Source organism: Pseudomonas sp., assembly GCF_036387035.1.
GTDB lineage: Bacteria > Pseudomonadota > Gammaproteobacteria > Pseudomonadales > Pseudomonadaceae > Aquipseudomonas.
Map to the genome: position 1 here is coordinate 1 of NZ_DASVUM010000171.1, position 16,504 is coordinate 16,504.

The window sequence follows — 16,504 nt, forward strand, 5'->3', positions numbered from 1 at the left end:
AGCACGTCGCGTTCTTCACTGAAAACCTCATCGACACCTGGGATCGTCTGAAGGCGCTGGGCATGCGCTTCATGACCCCGCCGCCTGACACGTATTACGAAATGCTCGAAGGCCGCCTGCCCAACCACGGCGAACCGGAGCGTGAACTGAAGGCGAGGGGCATCTTGCTGGACGGCAATTCCGAAGGCGGCAGCCAGCGTCTGCTGCTGCAGATCTTCTCGGAAACCCTGATGGGCCCGGTGTTCTTCGAATTCATCCAGCGCAAGGGCGACGATGGTTTCGGCGAGGGCAACTTCAAGGCGCTGTTTGAATCGATCGAGCGCGATCAAGTGCGGCGGGGCGTGTTGACGGTGGAGTGAGGCTGAGTTCGATACACGCTTTGTAGGAGCCGGCTTGCTGGGGAACCCGGTAGACTCTTCTCCCTGGCGGCGCGAGATAAAATGCGTTCGCCAGCAAGCCGGCTCCTACAGACCTGCGTTCTTGTCGGGTCATCCACAGGGCCGGATCTGCGGGAGCGGCCTGTCGCCAAAGGCCAGTCATGACAAAAACACTCACACCAGCTGCGGCATCTCCCCACCCATCCGCTCGCTGATGGCCTGCGCCGTCTGCCGCAGTTTCTGCGCAGCCGCGGCCTGGCGCTGATCGGTGAACACCGATGCCGAACCCACTACCGTCACCACGCCCACCAGCTTGTGGCCCATGGCGAACACCGGCGACGACACGGCGTTGACACCGGCCATCAGCAGGCCATGGATCTGATGCACCCCGGTGCTGCGAATCTCGCGGACGTGCCGGTCGATCTCCTTCAACTGCGCCGCGCTCAACGCGGCTGATTCCGATGCTCTCAGCGCAGCGGTTTCGGTCGGCGACAGAAAGCTGTCGAACACCAGCCCGGTCGAGGAACTGAGCAGCGGCAGCACCGAGCCTATCTGTGTCACCAGCGTGACCGCCCCCAACGACTGCTCGACGTATACCACCGTCGGACCCTTGTTGCCCCACACCGCGAGGAAGCAGGTTTCGTTGAGTTCGTCGCGCAGCGCGACCAACGCCGGCGCGGAGGTCTTCAGCACATCCAGTTGATTCAACGCAGCAAGGCCCACTTGCAATGCCGAACGCCCCAATCGGTAGTGATTGCTGGACGGGTCCTGCTCGGCGAAACCGCTGTCCACCAAGGCTTGCAAGTAGCGATGCACCTTGCTCGCGGGCATGTCGACGTATTCGGCGAGTTTCGACAGCGAGGTGGCCGGCGCCAGTTCGGCCAGCGCCTTGAGGATGCCGACACCGACTTCTGCCGACTGGACTTTCTGCTGGCGTGGCACGGTGGCGGGGGTGGAATCGTCGGTCATGGGGAAAGAGGCGCCCGGTCTGGAAAGGCTGCTTTATAGCTTGACCCCTCTGCAAACTCAAATTACGTTATGCGTAAGCGGTTTACGAACTGCAGCAAGACAACGATAACAAGAGGTCGTCATGTCGACAGCACCCCAGCCCCACGCCCTGCGCTATCAGCGCGGCTTCGGCAACGAATTCAGCAGCGAGGCACTGCCCGGCGGTTTGCCCCACGGACAGAACTCGCCGCAGCGTCATCCGCTGGGTCTCTACGCCGAGCAATTCTCCGGGACCGCGTTCACCGTCCCTCGCGCCGAAACCCGACGCACCTGGCTCTACCGCATCCAACCGTCTGCCGCGCATCCCCGTTTTCAGCGACTTGAACGCCAGATCACCGGTCAGCAGCAAGGCCCCGTCACCCCCAACCGATTGCGCTGGAATGCCTTCGACATCCCCGGCGAGCCCACCGACTTCATCGATGGCCTGCACGCCCTGGCCAGCACTTCGTCTGCCGAACAGGCCGAGGGCGTGAGCGTTTACGTTTACACCGCCAACCGCTCCATGCAGCGGGCGTTTTTCAACGCCGACGGCGAGTGGCTGATCGTTCCCCAGCAGGGCCGGTTGCGCATCACCACCGAACTGGGCCTGCTCGACGTAGAACCGCAAGAGATCGTGGTATTGCCGCGAGGACTGAAGTTCAGCGTTGAACTGCGCGACGGCGCAGCGCGGGGCTACATCTGCGAGAACCACGGTTGTGCCCTGCGGCTGCCGGACTTGGGGCCGGTCGGCAGCAACGGGTTGGCCAACCCGCGGGACTTTCAGGTGCCCCATGCGCATTTTGAAGACAGCGTGCAGCCCTGCGTGCTGGTGCAAAAATTCCTCGGCGAATTGTGGGCGACCTCGCTGGAGCATTCTCCCTTCGACGTCGTCGCGTGGCACGGCAACCATGTTCCGTACAAATATGACCTGCGCCTGTTCAACACCCTCGGCACCGTGAGTTACGACCATCCCGATCCGTCGATCTTCACCGTGCTGACGTCGCCGAGCGCGGTGGCGGGCCAGGCGAATATCGATTTCGTGATCTTTCCGCCGCGCTGGATGGTGGCGGAAAACACCTTCCGCCCGCCCTGGTTCCACCGCAACCTGATGAACGAATTCATGGGCCTCATCGACGGCGCGTATGACGCCAAGGCTGCAGGCTTCATGCCCGGCGGCGCGTCGCTGCACAATTGCATGAGCGCCCATGGCCCGGACAATGCCAGCGCCGAGAAGGCCATCGCTGCCGAGCTCAAGCCGCACAAGATCGAACAGACCATGGCCTTCATGTTCGAGACCGGCAAGGTCTTGCGCCCCAGTTATCAGGCGCTGGAGTGCCCTCAGCTGCAAAGCGACTACGACGCCTGCTGGGATGGTATTGCCAGAACGTTCAAGCCTTTCGACACGGACAGCCAACGATGAGCACCTCACAGCCCGCGCGCAGCTGGGTCGCCAGCGCCAACGACCACCCCGACTTCCCCCTGCAAAACCTGCCGCTGGGCGTCTTTAGCCGCCCCGGCTTTGGCAAACGAGGCGGCGTCGCCATCGGCGATTTCATTCTGGACCTGCAGACGGCCCTTGAGGCCAGCCTGTTCAATGGCGCTGCGCGGGTTGCCGTGGAAGCCGCCAGCCGAGGGCAGTTGAACGAATTTTTCGCCCTGGGTGGTTCGTCCCGCCAGGCGCTGCGCCACGAATTGCTCCACCTGCTCGACGAGAAAAACCTGCAGCGTGAGCGCTTGCAGGCCATGGGCGACCGTCTGCTGGTGCCGATGGCCGACTGCCAGATGCACATGCCCGCGCAGGTGGGCGACTACACCGATTTCTATGTCGGCATTCACCACGCAATGAACGTCGGCAAACTGTTCCGCCCGGACAACCCGCTGTTGCCCAACTATAAATACGTGCCGATCGCGTACCACGGGCGCGCGTCGACACTGGGCGTGTCCGGCATGCCGGTCAAACGCCCCAGCGGGCAAACCTTGAAGCCGGGCGCCGAGGCGCCGGATTTCGGACCCAGCAAGCGCCTGGATTACGAACTGGAAGTGGGTGTCTGGATAGGGCAGGGCAACGAGGCGGGCGAGCCTGTCGCCATCGGCAAGGCGGGCGAGCATATCGCCGGCTTCTGCCTGTTGAACGACTGGTCGGCCCGGGATGTGCAAGCCTGGGAATACCAGCCGCTGGGGCCGTTTCTGTCGAAGAGTTTCGCGACGAGTATCTCGCCTTGGGTGATCACGGCCGAGGCGCTGGCACCTTTTCGCGCCGCACAACCGCAGCGTCCCGCAGGCGACCCGGCGCCGATGGCCTATCTGTTCGATGAGCAGGATCAAGCGGGCGGCGCACTGGACATCGAACTGGAAGTGCTGCTGCTCACCGCGCAGATGAAAGCGCAGGGCGCCGCCCCGCACCGGCTGGCCTTGAGTAACACGTTGAACATGTACTGGACCGTCGCGCAGATGGTGGCCCATCACAGCGTCAACGGCTGCAAGCTGCAAGCGGGGGATCTGTTCGGTACTGGCACGCTGTCGGGCCCGCAAAGCGGTCAGTTCGGCAGCCTGCTGGAAATGACCGAGGGCGGAAAACACCCCGTCGAGTTGCCTAACGGTGAGAAGCGGACGTTTCTGGAAGCCGGCGACGAAGTGATCCTCAAAGCCCGCTGCCGCAAGGACGGTGAAGTCAGTATCGGGTTTGGCGAATGCCGTGGGGTGGTACTGGGCTGATCCATGGCCCGGCTTGATGGGTCATTGCGGGGCAGATTTGAACTGTAGGAGCCGGCTTGCTGGCGAATGCGGCGGTTCAGCACGAAACAAGTTGGCTGACACAGTGCGTTCGCCAGCAAGCCGGCTCCTACGGATTTGTGTCCGCGGAGGTTTCCGGAGGTGCAAGGCCCCCGGGATTTCGGCGTCTCGGCTCATCGCTGTAATCCAAACCCGCCCACCAACGACCCACTGCGCGGCAGGAACCGTCCTTGCCGTTCCCCCTGCGGCTGGCCTTCAGCGTAACTCAAGTGGCCGTTGACCCAGACCGCGTCGATACCTTCGGCTGCGCGTTTAGGCTCTTTGAAGTCGGCCACATCGCGCACCGTTTCGGCGTTGAACAACACCAGATCCGCCCAACAGCCTTCGCGCACGAAGCCGCGATCCTGCAAGCCGAAGCGCCGGGCGGTCAGCCCGGTCATCTTGTGCACAGCGGTGTGCAGCGGGAACAGCCCCAGATCCCGACTAAAATGCCCGAGCACCCGTGGAAACGCACCCCACAGGCGCGGGTGCGGGAACGGGTCTTCCGGCAGGCCGTCCGAGCCGATCATCGACAGCGGGTGCTTCATGATCCGCTGCACGTCGGCTTCGTCCATGCCGTAGTACACGGCGCCGGCCGGCTGCAGTTGGCGCGCGGCGTCCTCCAGCGAAAGGCCCCAGTCGGCAGCGATGTCTTTCAGCTCGCGTCCGCCCTGATCCGGGTGCGGCGTCGACCAGGTGATAGTGATGGGAAACGCATCGGTGACCTGTTTCAAATCCAGCGTCGACGAACTGGCCGCGTAGGGGTAGCAGTCGCAGCCGACCGGGTGGGTCAGCGCGGCGTTTTCCAGGGACGCCAGCAGCTGCGGGCTACGGCCCCAGTTGCCGGCGCCCGCGCATTTCAAATGGGAAATCACCACCGGCGATCTTGCGTGGCGGCCGATGTCGAACGCCTCGTTCATGGCCTCCAGAACCGGCTCGAATTCGCTGCGCAGGTGCGTCGTGTACACCGCCCCAAACGCCGTCAGCTCCTCGGCCAGTTGTTTGACTTCGTCGGTTTCGGCCGAGTAAGCCGAGGCATAGGCCAGACCGGTGGACAGGCCCAGCGCGCCGTCTGCCAGGCTGTCGCGCAATTGCACGCGCATGGCGCTGATCTCGTCAGGCCGCGCAGTTCGCAACAGGTCGTCCAGGTGATTGCTGCGCAGCGCGGTGTGGCCGATCAGCGCGGCAACGTTGACCGCCGGGCGCGCCGCGTCCACCGCGTTGCGGTAATCGATAAAGCGCGGGTAAGCGAAGGCGGCAGCGGGGCCCAGAAGATTCATCGGATCCGGTGGCTCGCCCGCCAGCGAAACGGGTGAGGCGCTGATGCCGCAGTTGCCGACGATCACCGTGGTCACGCCCTGGGTGATCTTCGGCAGCATCGCCGGCTGACGAATCACCACGGTGTCGTCGTGGGTGTGCACGTCGATGAAACCCGGCGCCAGCACACGGCCCGCGGCATTGATTTCTTCGCTGGCAGAGACGTCGTGCAGGTCGCCGATGCGCTGGATGCGCCCTTCGCGGATCGCCACGTCGGCGCGGTAGCCCGGCGTATCGCTGCCGTCGATCACCAGCGCGTCGCGAATGATCAGGTCGTAAAGCATGGGTCAGTCTCCAAGCGGCAGGCCGTCGTCGCCGCCGCGATAGTCATCCAGGGCCAGCTTGATCCGCCGCAGCCGTTCGCGATTGGCGTCGGGCGCGGTCAGGGCAAGTTCGGTCGCCAGCACATCGATGGTCAGTAGCATGCCGTAGCGTGCGGCCGTGGGTTTGTAGATGAAATTGGTTTCGGCGATCTGCAGGGGCAGCAGGACATCGGCCAGCTCCGCCAGCGGTGAGTCGGGCAGGGTGATGGCGAGAATCTTCGCGCCGTAGCTGCGTGCCAGCGCCACCGCATCCAGCAGTTCAGGAGGGCGCCCGCTCAGCGAACAGACGATCACACTGTGTTCGGGGCCCAGGGTCGCGGCAATCAGGCGCATCATCACCGGGTCGCGGCTTGCGGCGATCGGGTAACCGAGGCGCACCAGCCGGGTCTGCAACTCTTCGCTGCACAGGCTGGAGGCGCCGCCCATGCCGAAGCTGTGAATCATCCGCGCCGGCGCCAGCAGGGCCACGGCCGCCATGAAGCGCGACTCGTCGAAACCGGCCAGGTGCTGGCGCAGGGTGGATTCGATGTCGCCGACGATCTGCGTGAAAAACGCCGACTGCTCCGGCGCCTGTTCCGGCGTGAGAAAACGGTTGCCCACCGCGCTGGCCTGGGCCAGTTGCAGGCGCAGGTCGCGCAGGTCCTTGCAGCCCACCGTGCGGGCGAAGCGCGAGAGGGTGGCGCTGCTGACCTCGGCGCGCGCGGCGAGGTCGTCGAGGCTAGCGCTGGCGGCAAACGCGACGTCGCTGAGCACCAGTCTGGCGATACGGCCTTCGCCAGCGCTGAACGACTCCTGCCGGGCGCGGATTTGGTAAAGAATGTCCACTCAGAGCACCTGCGCCAGCCCGAGGGTCAGGACAAAGGCGATCACCGAAATCAGCGTTTCCAGCACCGTCCAGGTTTTAAAGGTCTGTGCCACGGTCATGTTGAAGTACTCCTTGATCAGCCAGAACCCGCCGTCGTTGACGTGGGAGAAGATCACCGAACCCGCGCCGGTCGCCAGCACCAGCAGCTCCGGGTGGGGGTAACCCAGGCCCAGCGCCACGGGGGCGACGATGCCGGACGCGGTGGTCATTGCCACGGTGGCAGAGCCCGTGGCGATGCGCATCAGTGCCGCGAACAACCAGCCCATCAGCAGGGGCGACAGGTGAAAATCCTGGGCCAGACCGACAATCTCGTTGGTCACGCCGCTGTCGACGAGAATCCGGTTCAGCCCGCCGCCCGCACCCACCAGCAATGTGATGCTGGCCGTTGGCGCCAGGCACTCCTGGGTGAACTTCAGGATCGAATCGCGGGAAAAACCCTGCGCGATGCCCAGTGTCCAGAAGCTTAGCAACGTGGCCAGCAGCAGCGCGATCACCGAGTTGCCGATGAACAGCAGGAAGCTGTTGAAACCGCTGCCCGGGGTGGCAATCAGGTTGGCCCAGCCACCCAGCAGCATCAGCACCACCGGCAGCAGAATGGTCGCCATGGTGATGCCAAAGCTTGGCAGTTGCGCGCGCGGTTCACGGTCGAGAAACTGCTTGGCCAGCGGGTTTTCGTCGGGCAAATGAATATGCGGCACGATAAAGCGCGCGTACACCGGGCCGGCAATGATCGCGGTGGGGATGCCGATCAGGATCGCGTAGAACAGGGTCTGGCCGACCGAGGCCTGATAGGCCTGCACCGCCAACATCGCCGCGGGGTGCGGCGGCACCAGCGCGTGTACCACCGAAAGGCCGGCGACCATGGGCAGGCCGACCATCAGAATCGACACGCCAACCCGGCGCGCGACGGTGAACGCGATGGGCACCAGCAGCACGAAGCCCACTTCGAAAAACAGCGGCAGCCCCACCAGAAACGCGATGCAGACCATCGCCCAGTGCGCGTTGCGCTCGCCGAAGCGGTCGATCAAGGTGCGCGCCACCTGCTCGGCACCACCGGACTCCGCCATCATTTTCCCGAGCATGGTGCCCAGCGCCACCACCAGCGCGATGTGCCCCAGCGTTTTGCCGACGCCGCCCTCATAGGACGCGACAACAGCATTGGCCGGCATGCCGGCCACCAGCGCGAGGCCGACGGACACCAGGGTGATGACGATGAAGGGATTGAGACGAAAACGCGCGATGAGCACGATCAGGGCGATGATCGCGACGGCGGCATAGACCAACAGAGACAGGCCGGTTGATGGAGGCATGCAACAGATTCCTTGCTGAGAAAGGGAAGGTCAGGGCTTGGGCGGCGGCGGGGCTGAGCCTGTCGAGCTGGAACAGAGCAGGACTCACCCGCGCAATGGCGTTAACCGGTGCGCAGCCAGGCGGTGAAAACAATCTCGGCAGTGGATGTTGCAAGCGCCATCAACGGCGAAAGAGAACAAGGGGCGGGACGATCACAGGCAGTCATTATTGTTATCTCTGATTTCGTGATGAAAATTAAATTACACGAAACAGGATAAAAATATCAATTAATGAAAATTAATTTCTTCACGCTTATCCTCGTATTTTGCTCGCTGCGCATTCCGCAGGAGCCGGCTTGCTGGCGAACCGGGCATAACAGCTGACGGCGATGCGTATGGACGGACGCCTACGCCAGCAAGCCGGCTCCTACAGTGGTTTCGTCAGTCTGTAACATCCGCGGTGATCAACAGTCCGTGGGCGCCGGCTTGCTGCAAACGCCTGAAGCGGCCTCTTCCCGGCTAAAGCCGGTCCCACTGAAATCAGGGATTCATCCCGCGCTGAACCGCTCGCGATACGCTTGGGGCGTCACCGACACCGCGCGCATGAAGCTGCGCCGCAAGGTCTCTTCCGTGCCGAAGCCGCAGCGGTCGGCGATGCGCTTGATCGGCAGCGCGCTGTCGCCGAGCAACCGCCTTGCCGCTTCGACACGCAACTGCTCGATGGCCCGCGCCGGCGTGTTTCCGGTGTAGGCGCGGTAATGGCGCACGAAACTGCGTTCGCTCATGCCGACCTGCGCCGCCAGCACGCCGACGGACAGATCGCTGGCGAGGTTGTCGAGGATCCAGGCGTGCAGGTCGCCGAAGCGGCTGCCCGGGTCGCGGGTCTGGTGCTGCATCGACAGCGCCGTGCTGAACTGCGATTGCCCGCCGGGGCGCTTGAGAAACACCACCAGATCGCGGGCGACGGCCAGCGCGATGTCGCGGCCCAAGTCCGCTTCCACCATCGCCAACGCCATATCAATCCCGGCGGTCACCCCGGCGGAGGTCCAGAGGCTGCCTTCATTGATGAAAATCGGGTCCGGGTCTACTCGCAACAACGGGAAGCGCCGCGCCAGTTCATCGCAGCTGTCCCAGTGCGTGACCACGCGGTGGCCGTCCAGCACGCCTGCCGCCGCCAACAGAAAGGCGCCGGTACACACCGACGCCACCCGCCGGGCGCTGGCGGCCTGTGTCCGCACCCAATCCACCAACGGCGCCTCCAGCAGGGCGGAATGCACGCCGCCGCCACCGGCGATGATCAGCGTGTCCGAAGGCAGGGACGGCAGCGGGTGAGTGAGCAGGCCGAGCCCGGCGGAAGACGCCACGCTGCCGGGCTCCCGGGCAATGACCTCCGGCCGGTAAGGTGTTTTCAAACCGGCGTCATGGGCCATGGCATTGGCCGAGGCGAACACCTGCAAGGGCCCGGCGATGTCCAGCAATTGGACATTGGGGAAGGCCAGGACGTGAACCGGCTTGGGCTGATGGGACATGGCGGCCTCGGTGCGAAAATTGGCGTGAATTGTCGCCTTTATGGCGTATCCGCCAGAGGCTAGATCGTTACAGTCAATTCGTCCAGTCACCGTAGTGGTTCGACTCGGCCGCACGGCTTGCTCATTCACAACGACTCATGTTTTTGAACACAAGGAACGCACCATGACCCTGCATATCGGCCTGCTGGTTTTCCCTAAGGTCCAGCAACTTGACCTGACCGGTCCCTTTGATGTTTTCGCCACCATGCCCGGCGTGGTCGTGCACCTGGTCTGGAAGAACCTTGATCCGCTGCTGTCCAGCACGGGCCTGACGCTGGTGCCGACCGTCACCTTCGACGACTGCGTGGACCTCGACGTCATTTGCGTGCCGGGCGGGGTCGGGGTCGATGCCTTGATGGAAGATGCGCAAACCCTGGCGTTCATCCGGCATCAGGCGGCGACCGCGCAATACGTGACCTCGGTCTGCACCGGCGCACTGGTGCTGGGCGCCGCAGGGCTGTTGAAAGGCCGCCGCGCCACCACCCATTGGGCGTCTCATTCGCTGCTGGAGCAGTTTGGCGCGATCCCGGTCAGCGAGCGCGTGGTGCGCGACGGCAACCTGATGACCGGCGGCGGCGTCACGGCCGGGATCGACTTTGCGCTCACGCTGATCAGCGAAGTCTTCGATGCCGACACCTCCCGCACGATTCAGCTGCAACTGGAATACGCGCCGGCACCGCCCTACGATTCCGGCCGCCCGGACACTGCACCGTCGAATGTCCTGGCCATCGCCACCGACCGCGCCATGCCCGGATTGCTCGCGCGGCGGCAGATTGTCGAGCGCGTCACAGCGGCTATGGCTTGACCGGCCGGATCAGGCCGACGTCTTGTCCAGCGGGATTTCATACCAGCACAGGAAGAGGTCGAGGGCCGACTCCACCACCTCGCGCTGTTTGTCGGGCGCGAGCAGCGGTTCGTTCAGGGTGACTTGAGGCCAGAAGGCGAAGGCCTTGAGCAACGCATGGATTTGCGAGGCGGCAAATCCCGCTTCGACGGCCTTCAGGCGGCCGTCCTGCTGGGCACCGCGCACCCAGACGGTGAAGGTCTCTTCGCGCTGATTGAGGCGGCTGACCCACGTCTGCGCGCGCTCAGGGGAATGAATTGTCGCGCCGATGGCCACCCGCGCCAGGTCGATAAAATTGCTGTCGCCGAGGGTCTCCATCTTGGCGTCGAACAGCTCGCGCAGTTGATCACGCAGGGGAACGCCGGGTTTGTAGGTGGCATCGGCCTGGGTGGCTGCGATAGACCATAAGCGCTGAAGCATCTCGGAGAACAGCTCTGCCTTGCTGGGGAAATGGTTATAGACCGTACGCTTGGAGACCTCCGCCCGGGCAGCGATGCGGTCCATGCTCGTGACCTCGAAACCGTTATCGCGGAATTCGGCAATCGCCGCCTGAACAATGGCTTCGCGTTTACGGTCGGTCAGTCGCAGTGGGGCAGTCATGGGTTCACTTCTGTGAGATGAAGCGGGCGACGAAGTCTCCCGGCAAGAAAATTACACCGGGCAGTTTACTTCCCTTTGCGCATCGTGCAAGCTTGAAACTACACTGTGTAGTGTAAGACCGGCCAGGAGCGACAGGATTCAAGCTTCAAGTCTAAGCTTCAGGCGCCCGGCATGCTCTCGCAGCTCGCAGCTCGCGCAGCGCCACCTTTACCCGTTTCATGGAGTCAGCACCCTCATGGCCTCGATCGAAAAAAACCCGGATACCCCTCGCGCGTTGCCCGTCCTGACTCGTCGCGAGGGTCGCTACTCCAATTTCAAGCCCATGGCGCGCTCAAGCGTCGGCAAAACCCTGCGCATTTTCTGGAACGCCCTGTTCAACAAGCCCCACCACACCCGTCCTGCCGGAGAGATCCCGGTTCAGCCGCTGTCGCGTCAACAATTGCTCGCAGCCCCCGACAACACGGTGTACCGGCTCGGGCATTCCACTGTGTTGCTGAAGCTGCGCGGTGCGTACTTTCTGACCGACCCGGTGTTTGCCGAGCGTGCCTCGCCGGTGCAATGGGCCGGACCGCAGCGCTTCCACCAGCCGCCGATCAGCCTCGCGGACCTGCCGCCACTCAAGGCCGTCATTCTCTCCCACAACCATTATGACCACCTCGACCACATGACCATTGAAGTGCTCAAGGACAAGGCCGAGCACTTCATTACGCCGCTGGGCGTGGGGGACACCTTGATCGAGTGGGGCGTGCCCGCTGCCAAGGTTCAACAATTGAACTGGTGGCAGTCAACGGACGTTCACGGCATTCGCTTTGTGGCGACGCCGGCGCAGCACTTCTCGGGTCGTACGCTGCGTGACGGCAACCAGACGCTGTGGGCGTCATGGGTGATGCTCGATGGCGAGCAGCGAATCTTTTTCAGCGGTGACACCGGCTATCACGACGGCTTCAAGTTGATCGGCGAACAGTACGGCCCGTTCGACCTTACCTTGATGGAAACAGGTGCCTACAACGTTGACTGGCCGGACGTGCACATGCAACCCGAAGAAACCCTGCAAGCGCACATCGACCTGCGCGGCAAGTGGCTGCTGCCGATTCACAACGGCACCTTTGATCTGGCGATGCATGCCTGGCATGAGCCGTTCGACCGCATTCTCGCCCTGGCGTGGGAGCGCAGCATTTCCATCACCACCCCGGAGATGGGCCAGCCGTTCTATGTGCAGTACCCCAGCCGGTGCGAGGCGTGGTGGCTGAAAGTCGACAAGGCGGTCGAGCCCGCCACCGGCTGCCGATCAAAGCAGCGGGACGCTCGTCCCCAAGCCGCCAGCCGCGGATAAAGCCGACAACGGCCGGATCAGGGTTTGTCGTGAGTAGGATCGGCCGGAGACTCGGACTCCGGTGGCCGCTGTTGCTCGCCGCTCTGATTGGCCTCCTTGTGCTCCTCGCCCACCTTGCCTGCGTTCTCAGGTTTGTGGTCAAGGTCTTCGCGTGTCGATTCTTTAGGCATGGTGTTCTCCGGTGTCCGGGTTGAAATGGCAGTCGCAAGGGGCGTGCTCAGGACGCGATTTGATTGATCAGCATCAGCGCTTCGTCTTTGAACAACGGTTGTTTCATTCGTTCGGCGAGCATGGCCGTGGGCCGTTCACGCTCGCAGCTCACCACGGCCGCCACGACGCCCTGTTTGCAGATAAGCGCGAGGAAATCAAAGCGCTCCGGCTCGCCGAGGTACACGATGTCGTCCCAGTCTTCGGCGTGCCCGAGACAGTCCAGACGCTTTTCAAAGTGATACGTCCGGAAATACGGGATATCGGTGTAATGGCGGCCTTCGCCGAGCATGTTGCCTGCCGCGATGCGCGCCTGCTGCTGGGCGAGCCGCCAGTGCTCGATGCGGCGCGGATGATGGTTGAGCGGGAAGGTGGCGATATCGCCCGCCGCCCACAGATCCTTCCCCGCGCGCATGCCATCATCGACGCTCATCGAGCCGTCGTCCTCCAGATGAATCCCGTCGATGAAATGCGTCACCGGGTTTACGCCGACGCCGACCAGTGCCAGATCCACCGGCACTCGTTCGCCATTGCCGAGCACCGCCGTTTTCAGCACCTGACTCCCATTCTCTTCAGCGCCTTCAAAACGGCTGATGTCAACATGGGTCCTGAACAGCACGCCATTTTGCTCATGCAGCGTACGCAGCGCTTTGCCGATGCGCTCACCCAACTGGCCGGCAAACGGCACCTCGTGGTGAGCAAGGACGGTGACGGCCACGCCCTGTGTGCGCAACGCAGAGGCCGCTTCCAGTCCAATAAAACTGTCGCCGACAATCAGCGCATGGCCGCCGGGGCGCACCGCCGCGAGAATCCGACTGGCGTCGTCACGGCTGCGCAGTGTCAGCACTTGCGGCAGATCCGCCCCCGCCAGGGACAGCGCCCGGGGTTCGCCGCCGGTGGTCACCAGCGCTGCGTCATAGTCAAAGCGGCGTCCGTCCGCCAGGGTCACGCGTTTATTGACGGCGTCCAGCTTCATGACTTCGCCGTGAATGCGCTGGATGTGGTTATTCAGGTAAAAGGCGTCATCGCGCAAAGCAGGGACCTCGTCTGCTGGCATGTCGGCAGACAGTACAAATTTGCTCAACGCGGTGCGGTCGTAGCCGGGTGCAGCTTCTCTGTCGATCAGCAACACTTCGCCGTTGAAGCCTTTTTCCCTTAACGCACAGGCTGCGGCGGTACCCGCTGCGCCGGCGCCGATGATGACGAAACGGCGGGTATCCTCGGCCCGCGTCGGGGTGTGAGCCGTCATCTGCAGATCGTCGACATGCACATGACCGTCGATGACCTGCACGGGGTAACGGGTGAGCGCATCCAGCGCCGGCGGTTCGCAGAGGTGGCCGTCGTCGATTGAAAATTCTGCCTTGTGCCAGGGGCAGATCAGGTGGCCATTGCAGATGGCGCCGTCTGCCAAAGGGGCACCGGCATGGGGGCAGAAGGCTTGAAACGCATGGACATCGTCGCCGTCCAGAACCAGCAGCGCCTTGGTTTCGCCAAACTCGACCTGAAGACCGCGGTCCCGATGAAGCTCCGTCAGGTTGGCGACTCGATGCAGGGGCATGTGCAGTTCCTCATAGGCTTTTATTGAGCGCGTGGGCTTTTTGTTGGGAGTCGGCCGTCAAGGAAGAGGTTCAGGTAATTATTCGTCAGGTTAGATGGGCGCACCTGCACTTCCAGGCCCGCTGAGGCGTTCGACACCCTGATCCTCGCGTCGCCCCCGCTTCATCGAGCCTGATTCACCGAGCGCGATTCATCGAGTCAGCCCTAGCCGCTCGTGCCAATCGGCTATGGACTCGTCGGGAAACGCCTCGAATTGCTGGTCGTTCGGCCCTGCGGCCACTTCGACCCACGATGCTTTGGAATTGAGCAGCAGGTGCGTGTGCTCTGGCGGTGTCGGCAATGGGGTATCGATGGCCGATGCAAAAGGGTGAATCAGCTCCGGCCATTCGGGACTGAACAGCCAGAGCCCGCTGCCGCAGAGTTTGCAGAAGTGCCGTTCTGCGCTGCTGGTGCGGGTCTCGTGATGGGCGTCGTCGCGCATCTTCGCGTGGTAGACGGCGATGCTGTCTTTGCCTTTGACGTTGAGGCTCTTCGCGTCACCGCCCAGGTTGATCGAGTAACCGCCGCCGCCTTGGGTTTTACGGCAAATCGAGCAGTAGCAGCGTTGATAAGGGTAGGGGTGCGCGCTCGTCAGGCTGAATTCGACGGCGCCGCAGTGGCAGGAACCTTCCAGATGCATGAGTCACCTCCGTTTAAACGCAGTATCGGGCTTAAGTGTCTAGACCGCTCAAGCTGGCGGCGTTCGAAGTTTTATCGAACGGGCGTTCGGATTCTTCCTGGAGAGGCGGCTCAAGAAGCGTGCGGCAACGTCGATAAGCGGGAGTGGTATGACGACTTTCGTCGCCATGCATCCGACCGTCCCGCCTTCAGTGCCTCCGCCCCTATAACAACGAGCCGACCGCTATGAGCTTACGCAACCTGACCATCGCCCGCCGCGCCGGCCTTGGCTTTACCCTGATTTCCCTGTTAGTCGCGTTGCTTGGCTGGTTTGCCCTGAGCCAGATGTCGACCATTCGCCAGAGCGAAGTGGCGGTCGAAAGCAACTGGATGCCAAGCATGCGTCTGGTCAACGACATCCGTGAGGCCATGCTGCGCATCCGCACCATTTCCCTGCGCGTGGCCCTCGACACCGATCCAAAGAACGTCGGCGTTTACAAAGGACAAATGGACGCGCGTTCGAAGGTCCTTGGTGAAAAACTCGCGAGCCTCGATGCCTTCATCGACACCCCGCAAGAGAAGGCGCTGTACGACAAATTCCGTGCGACCCTGGCCGATTATCAGCGCGGTTTGACGCAGTCCTTCGTGCTCGCCGAAAGCGGTGAGCTCGCGGCGCTGAACAAGCTGCTGCTGGTGGACATGAAAACCGCCGTCGACAGCTCCGGCGCTCAGCTGGGTGATCTGGGCGATTTCTATTCCCATCAGGTCGAACTCGAAGGCGCTGCCGCCGAGGCCCAATACGGCCAGTCCCGAAACGTGGTGCTGGTGTTCGTGCTGATCGCGGCGCTGGCAACGGTGGTGCTGGCGGTGTGGTTGACCCGCAGCATCGTTCGGCCGCTGCAGGAAGCGGTTGATGCGGCTGAATACGTCGCCAAGGGCGATCTGACCCACGATATTCGCGTTGAAGGCAACGACGAAGTCACGCGGTTGCAGGGCGCGTTGCAGCAGATGCAGAACAACCTGCGCTCGACCCTGAGCCTGATCGGCAATTCGGCCAGCCAACTGGCGTCGGCCGCCACCGAGCTGAATTCGGTGACCGAAGACAGCCATCGTGGCCTGCACCAGCAGAACGCCGAAATCGAACAGGCCGCCACGGCGGTCAACCAGATGACCTCGGCGGTCGAAGAAGTCGCGCGCAACGCGGTGTCGACCTCCCAGGCGTCCAGCGAATCGAACACGGCGGCCCAGGACGGCCAGCGCCGCGTCATCGATACTGTCGACTCGATCCAGACGCTGTCCGGCAATGTGCAGCACACCTCGGACCTGGTGCAAAACCTCGCCGACCAGTCCAAGGACATCGGCAAGGTGCTGGACGTGATTCGGTCCATCGCCGAGCAGACCAACTTGCTGGCACTCAACGCCGCCATCGAGGCCGCACGGGCAGGTGAGTCCGGACGCGGCTTTGCCGTGGTTGCCGATGAAGTGCGGGCCCTGGCGCACCGCACGCAGCAGTCGACCCTGGAAATCGACAAGATGGTCTCGACCATGCGTAGCGGTTCCACCGAGGCCCTGGAATCCATGTCGGTCAGCCGCTCCCGCGCCACCGAAACCCTGGGGCTGGCGCAAGGGGCAGGTGAATCCCTGAGCCGGATCACCACGTCGATCAACGAGATTTCCGAGCGCAACCTGGTCATCGCCAGCGCCGCCGAAGAGCAGGCGCAAGTGGCCAGGGAAGTGGATCGCAACATCGTCAACATCCGTGACCTGTCGATGCAGTCCTCGTCGGGCGCCAACCAGATCAGCGCCTC

Annotated in this window: 15 protein-coding genes and 1 pseudogene; 7 read left to right on the forward strand and 9 right to left on the reverse strand. The window is 63.2% G+C overall.

Annotated features, from left to right (window positions below; genetic code table 11):
* Positions 1 to 359: VOC family protein (locus VF672_RS16540; RefSeq protein WP_331105643.1), on the forward strand; the 359-nt coding region annotated here is incomplete at its 5' end.
* A gap of 192 nt (positions 360 to 551) precedes the next feature.
* Here the strand turns inward: VF672_RS16540 and VF672_RS16545 are convergent.
* The gene (locus VF672_RS16545) at positions 552 to 1,346 is read right to left on the reverse strand and encodes an IclR family transcriptional regulator (RefSeq protein WP_331105644.1); all 795 of its coding nucleotides are present in this window, start codon (positions 1,344 to 1,346) and stop codon (positions 552 to 554) included.
* 121 nt (positions 1,347 to 1,467) lie between these two features.
* On the opposite strand from VF672_RS16545, the gene hmgA reads away from it, so the two are divergent.
* Positions 1,468 to 2,784, forward strand: coding sequence for a homogentisate 1,2-dioxygenase (hmgA, locus tag VF672_RS16550; protein ID WP_331105645.1), 1,317 nt, complete (start codon positions 1,468 to 1,470; stop codon positions 2,782 to 2,784).
* On the forward strand, positions 2,781 to 4,079 hold the full coding sequence (gene fahA, locus VF672_RS16555) for a fumarylacetoacetase (RefSeq protein WP_331105646.1): 1,299 nt from the start codon (positions 2,781 to 2,783) through the stop codon (positions 4,077 to 4,079). The genes hmgA and fahA overlap by 4 nt, the downstream gene beginning before the upstream one ends.
* A 191-nt stretch (positions 4,080 to 4,270) precedes the next feature.
* On the opposite strand, the gene VF672_RS16560 is transcribed toward fahA, so the two are convergent.
* The 4 genes from VF672_RS16560 to VF672_RS16575 all read right to left on the reverse strand — a co-directional run bounded on the left by VF672_RS16560 (position 4,271) and on the right by VF672_RS16575 (position 9,459).
* Positions 4,271 to 5,737, reverse strand: coding sequence for a D-aminoacylase (locus VF672_RS16560; protein ID WP_331105647.1), 1,467 nt, complete (start codon positions 5,735 to 5,737; stop codon positions 4,271 to 4,273).
* 3 nt (positions 5,738 to 5,740) lie between these two features.
* On the reverse strand, positions 5,741 to 6,601 hold the full coding sequence (locus tag VF672_RS16565; RefSeq protein WP_331105648.1) for a MurR/RpiR family transcriptional regulator: 861 nt from the start codon (positions 6,599 to 6,601) through the stop codon (positions 5,741 to 5,743).
* Positions 6,602 to 7,951 (reverse strand): gluconate:H+ symporter, encoded by a 1,350-nt coding sequence (locus VF672_RS16570; protein WP_331105649.1) that lies wholly within the window; start codon positions 7,949 to 7,951, stop codon positions 6,602 to 6,604. It abuts the gene before it with no gap.
* Between the two features lie 527 nt (positions 7,952 to 8,478).
* Positions 8,479 to 9,459, reverse strand: coding sequence for a GlxA family transcriptional regulator (locus VF672_RS16575; RefSeq protein ID WP_331105650.1), 981 nt, complete (start codon positions 9,457 to 9,459; stop codon positions 8,479 to 8,481).
* A gap of 163 nt (positions 9,460 to 9,622) precedes the next feature.
* Here VF672_RS16575 and VF672_RS16580 point away from each other — a divergent pair, with 163 nt between their 5' ends.
* Entirely contained in the window at positions 9,623 to 10,303 is a 681-nt protein-coding gene (locus tag VF672_RS16580; protein ID WP_331105651.1) for a DJ-1/PfpI family protein, read from the forward strand.
* A 9-nt stretch (positions 10,304 to 10,312) separates the two neighbouring features.
* On the opposite strand, the gene VF672_RS16585 is transcribed toward VF672_RS16580, so the two are convergent.
* On the reverse strand, positions 10,313 to 10,942 hold the full coding sequence (locus VF672_RS16585) for a TetR/AcrR family transcriptional regulator (RefSeq protein WP_331105652.1): 630 nt from the start codon (positions 10,940 to 10,942) through the stop codon (positions 10,313 to 10,315).
* 235 nt (positions 10,943 to 11,177) lie between these two features.
* Between VF672_RS16585 and VF672_RS16590 the strand changes: the two genes are divergently transcribed.
* Complete coding sequence (locus tag VF672_RS16590; protein ID WP_331105653.1) at positions 11,178 to 12,275, forward strand: MBL fold metallo-hydrolase; 1,098 nt, start codon at positions 11,178 to 11,180, stop codon at positions 12,273 to 12,275.
* A gap of 17 nt (positions 12,276 to 12,292) precedes the next feature.
* Here VF672_RS16590 and VF672_RS16595 read toward each other — a convergent pair whose 3' ends face one another.
* The 3 genes from VF672_RS16595 to VF672_RS16605 form a co-directional block, all read right to left on the reverse strand.
* Positions 12,293 to 12,445, reverse strand: a complete 153-nt coding sequence (locus tag VF672_RS16595; RefSeq protein ID WP_331105654.1) for a hypothetical protein — start codon at positions 12,443 to 12,445, stop codon at positions 12,293 to 12,295.
* A 47-nt stretch (positions 12,446 to 12,492) separates the two neighbouring features.
* Positions 12,493 to 14,040, reverse strand: a complete 1,548-nt coding sequence (locus VF672_RS16600) for an FAD-dependent oxidoreductase (protein ID WP_331105655.1) — start codon at positions 14,038 to 14,040, stop codon at positions 12,493 to 12,495.
* Between the two features lie 189 nt (positions 14,041 to 14,229).
* Positions 14,230 to 14,718, reverse strand: coding sequence for a GFA family protein (locus VF672_RS16605; RefSeq protein ID WP_331105656.1), 489 nt, complete (start codon positions 14,716 to 14,718; stop codon positions 14,230 to 14,232).
* A 224-nt stretch (positions 14,719 to 14,942) separates the two neighbouring features.
* Here VF672_RS16605 and VF672_RS24665 point away from each other — a divergent pair.
* A pseudogene (locus tag VF672_RS24665) lies at positions 14,943 to 15,662 on the forward strand (MCP four helix bundle domain-containing protein); the annotation flags it as partial.
* Between the two features lie 201 nt (positions 15,663 to 15,863).
* On the forward strand, positions 15,864 to 16,504 hold a 641-nt coding region (locus VF672_RS24670), incomplete at its 3' end, for a methyl-accepting chemotaxis protein (protein WP_414705621.1).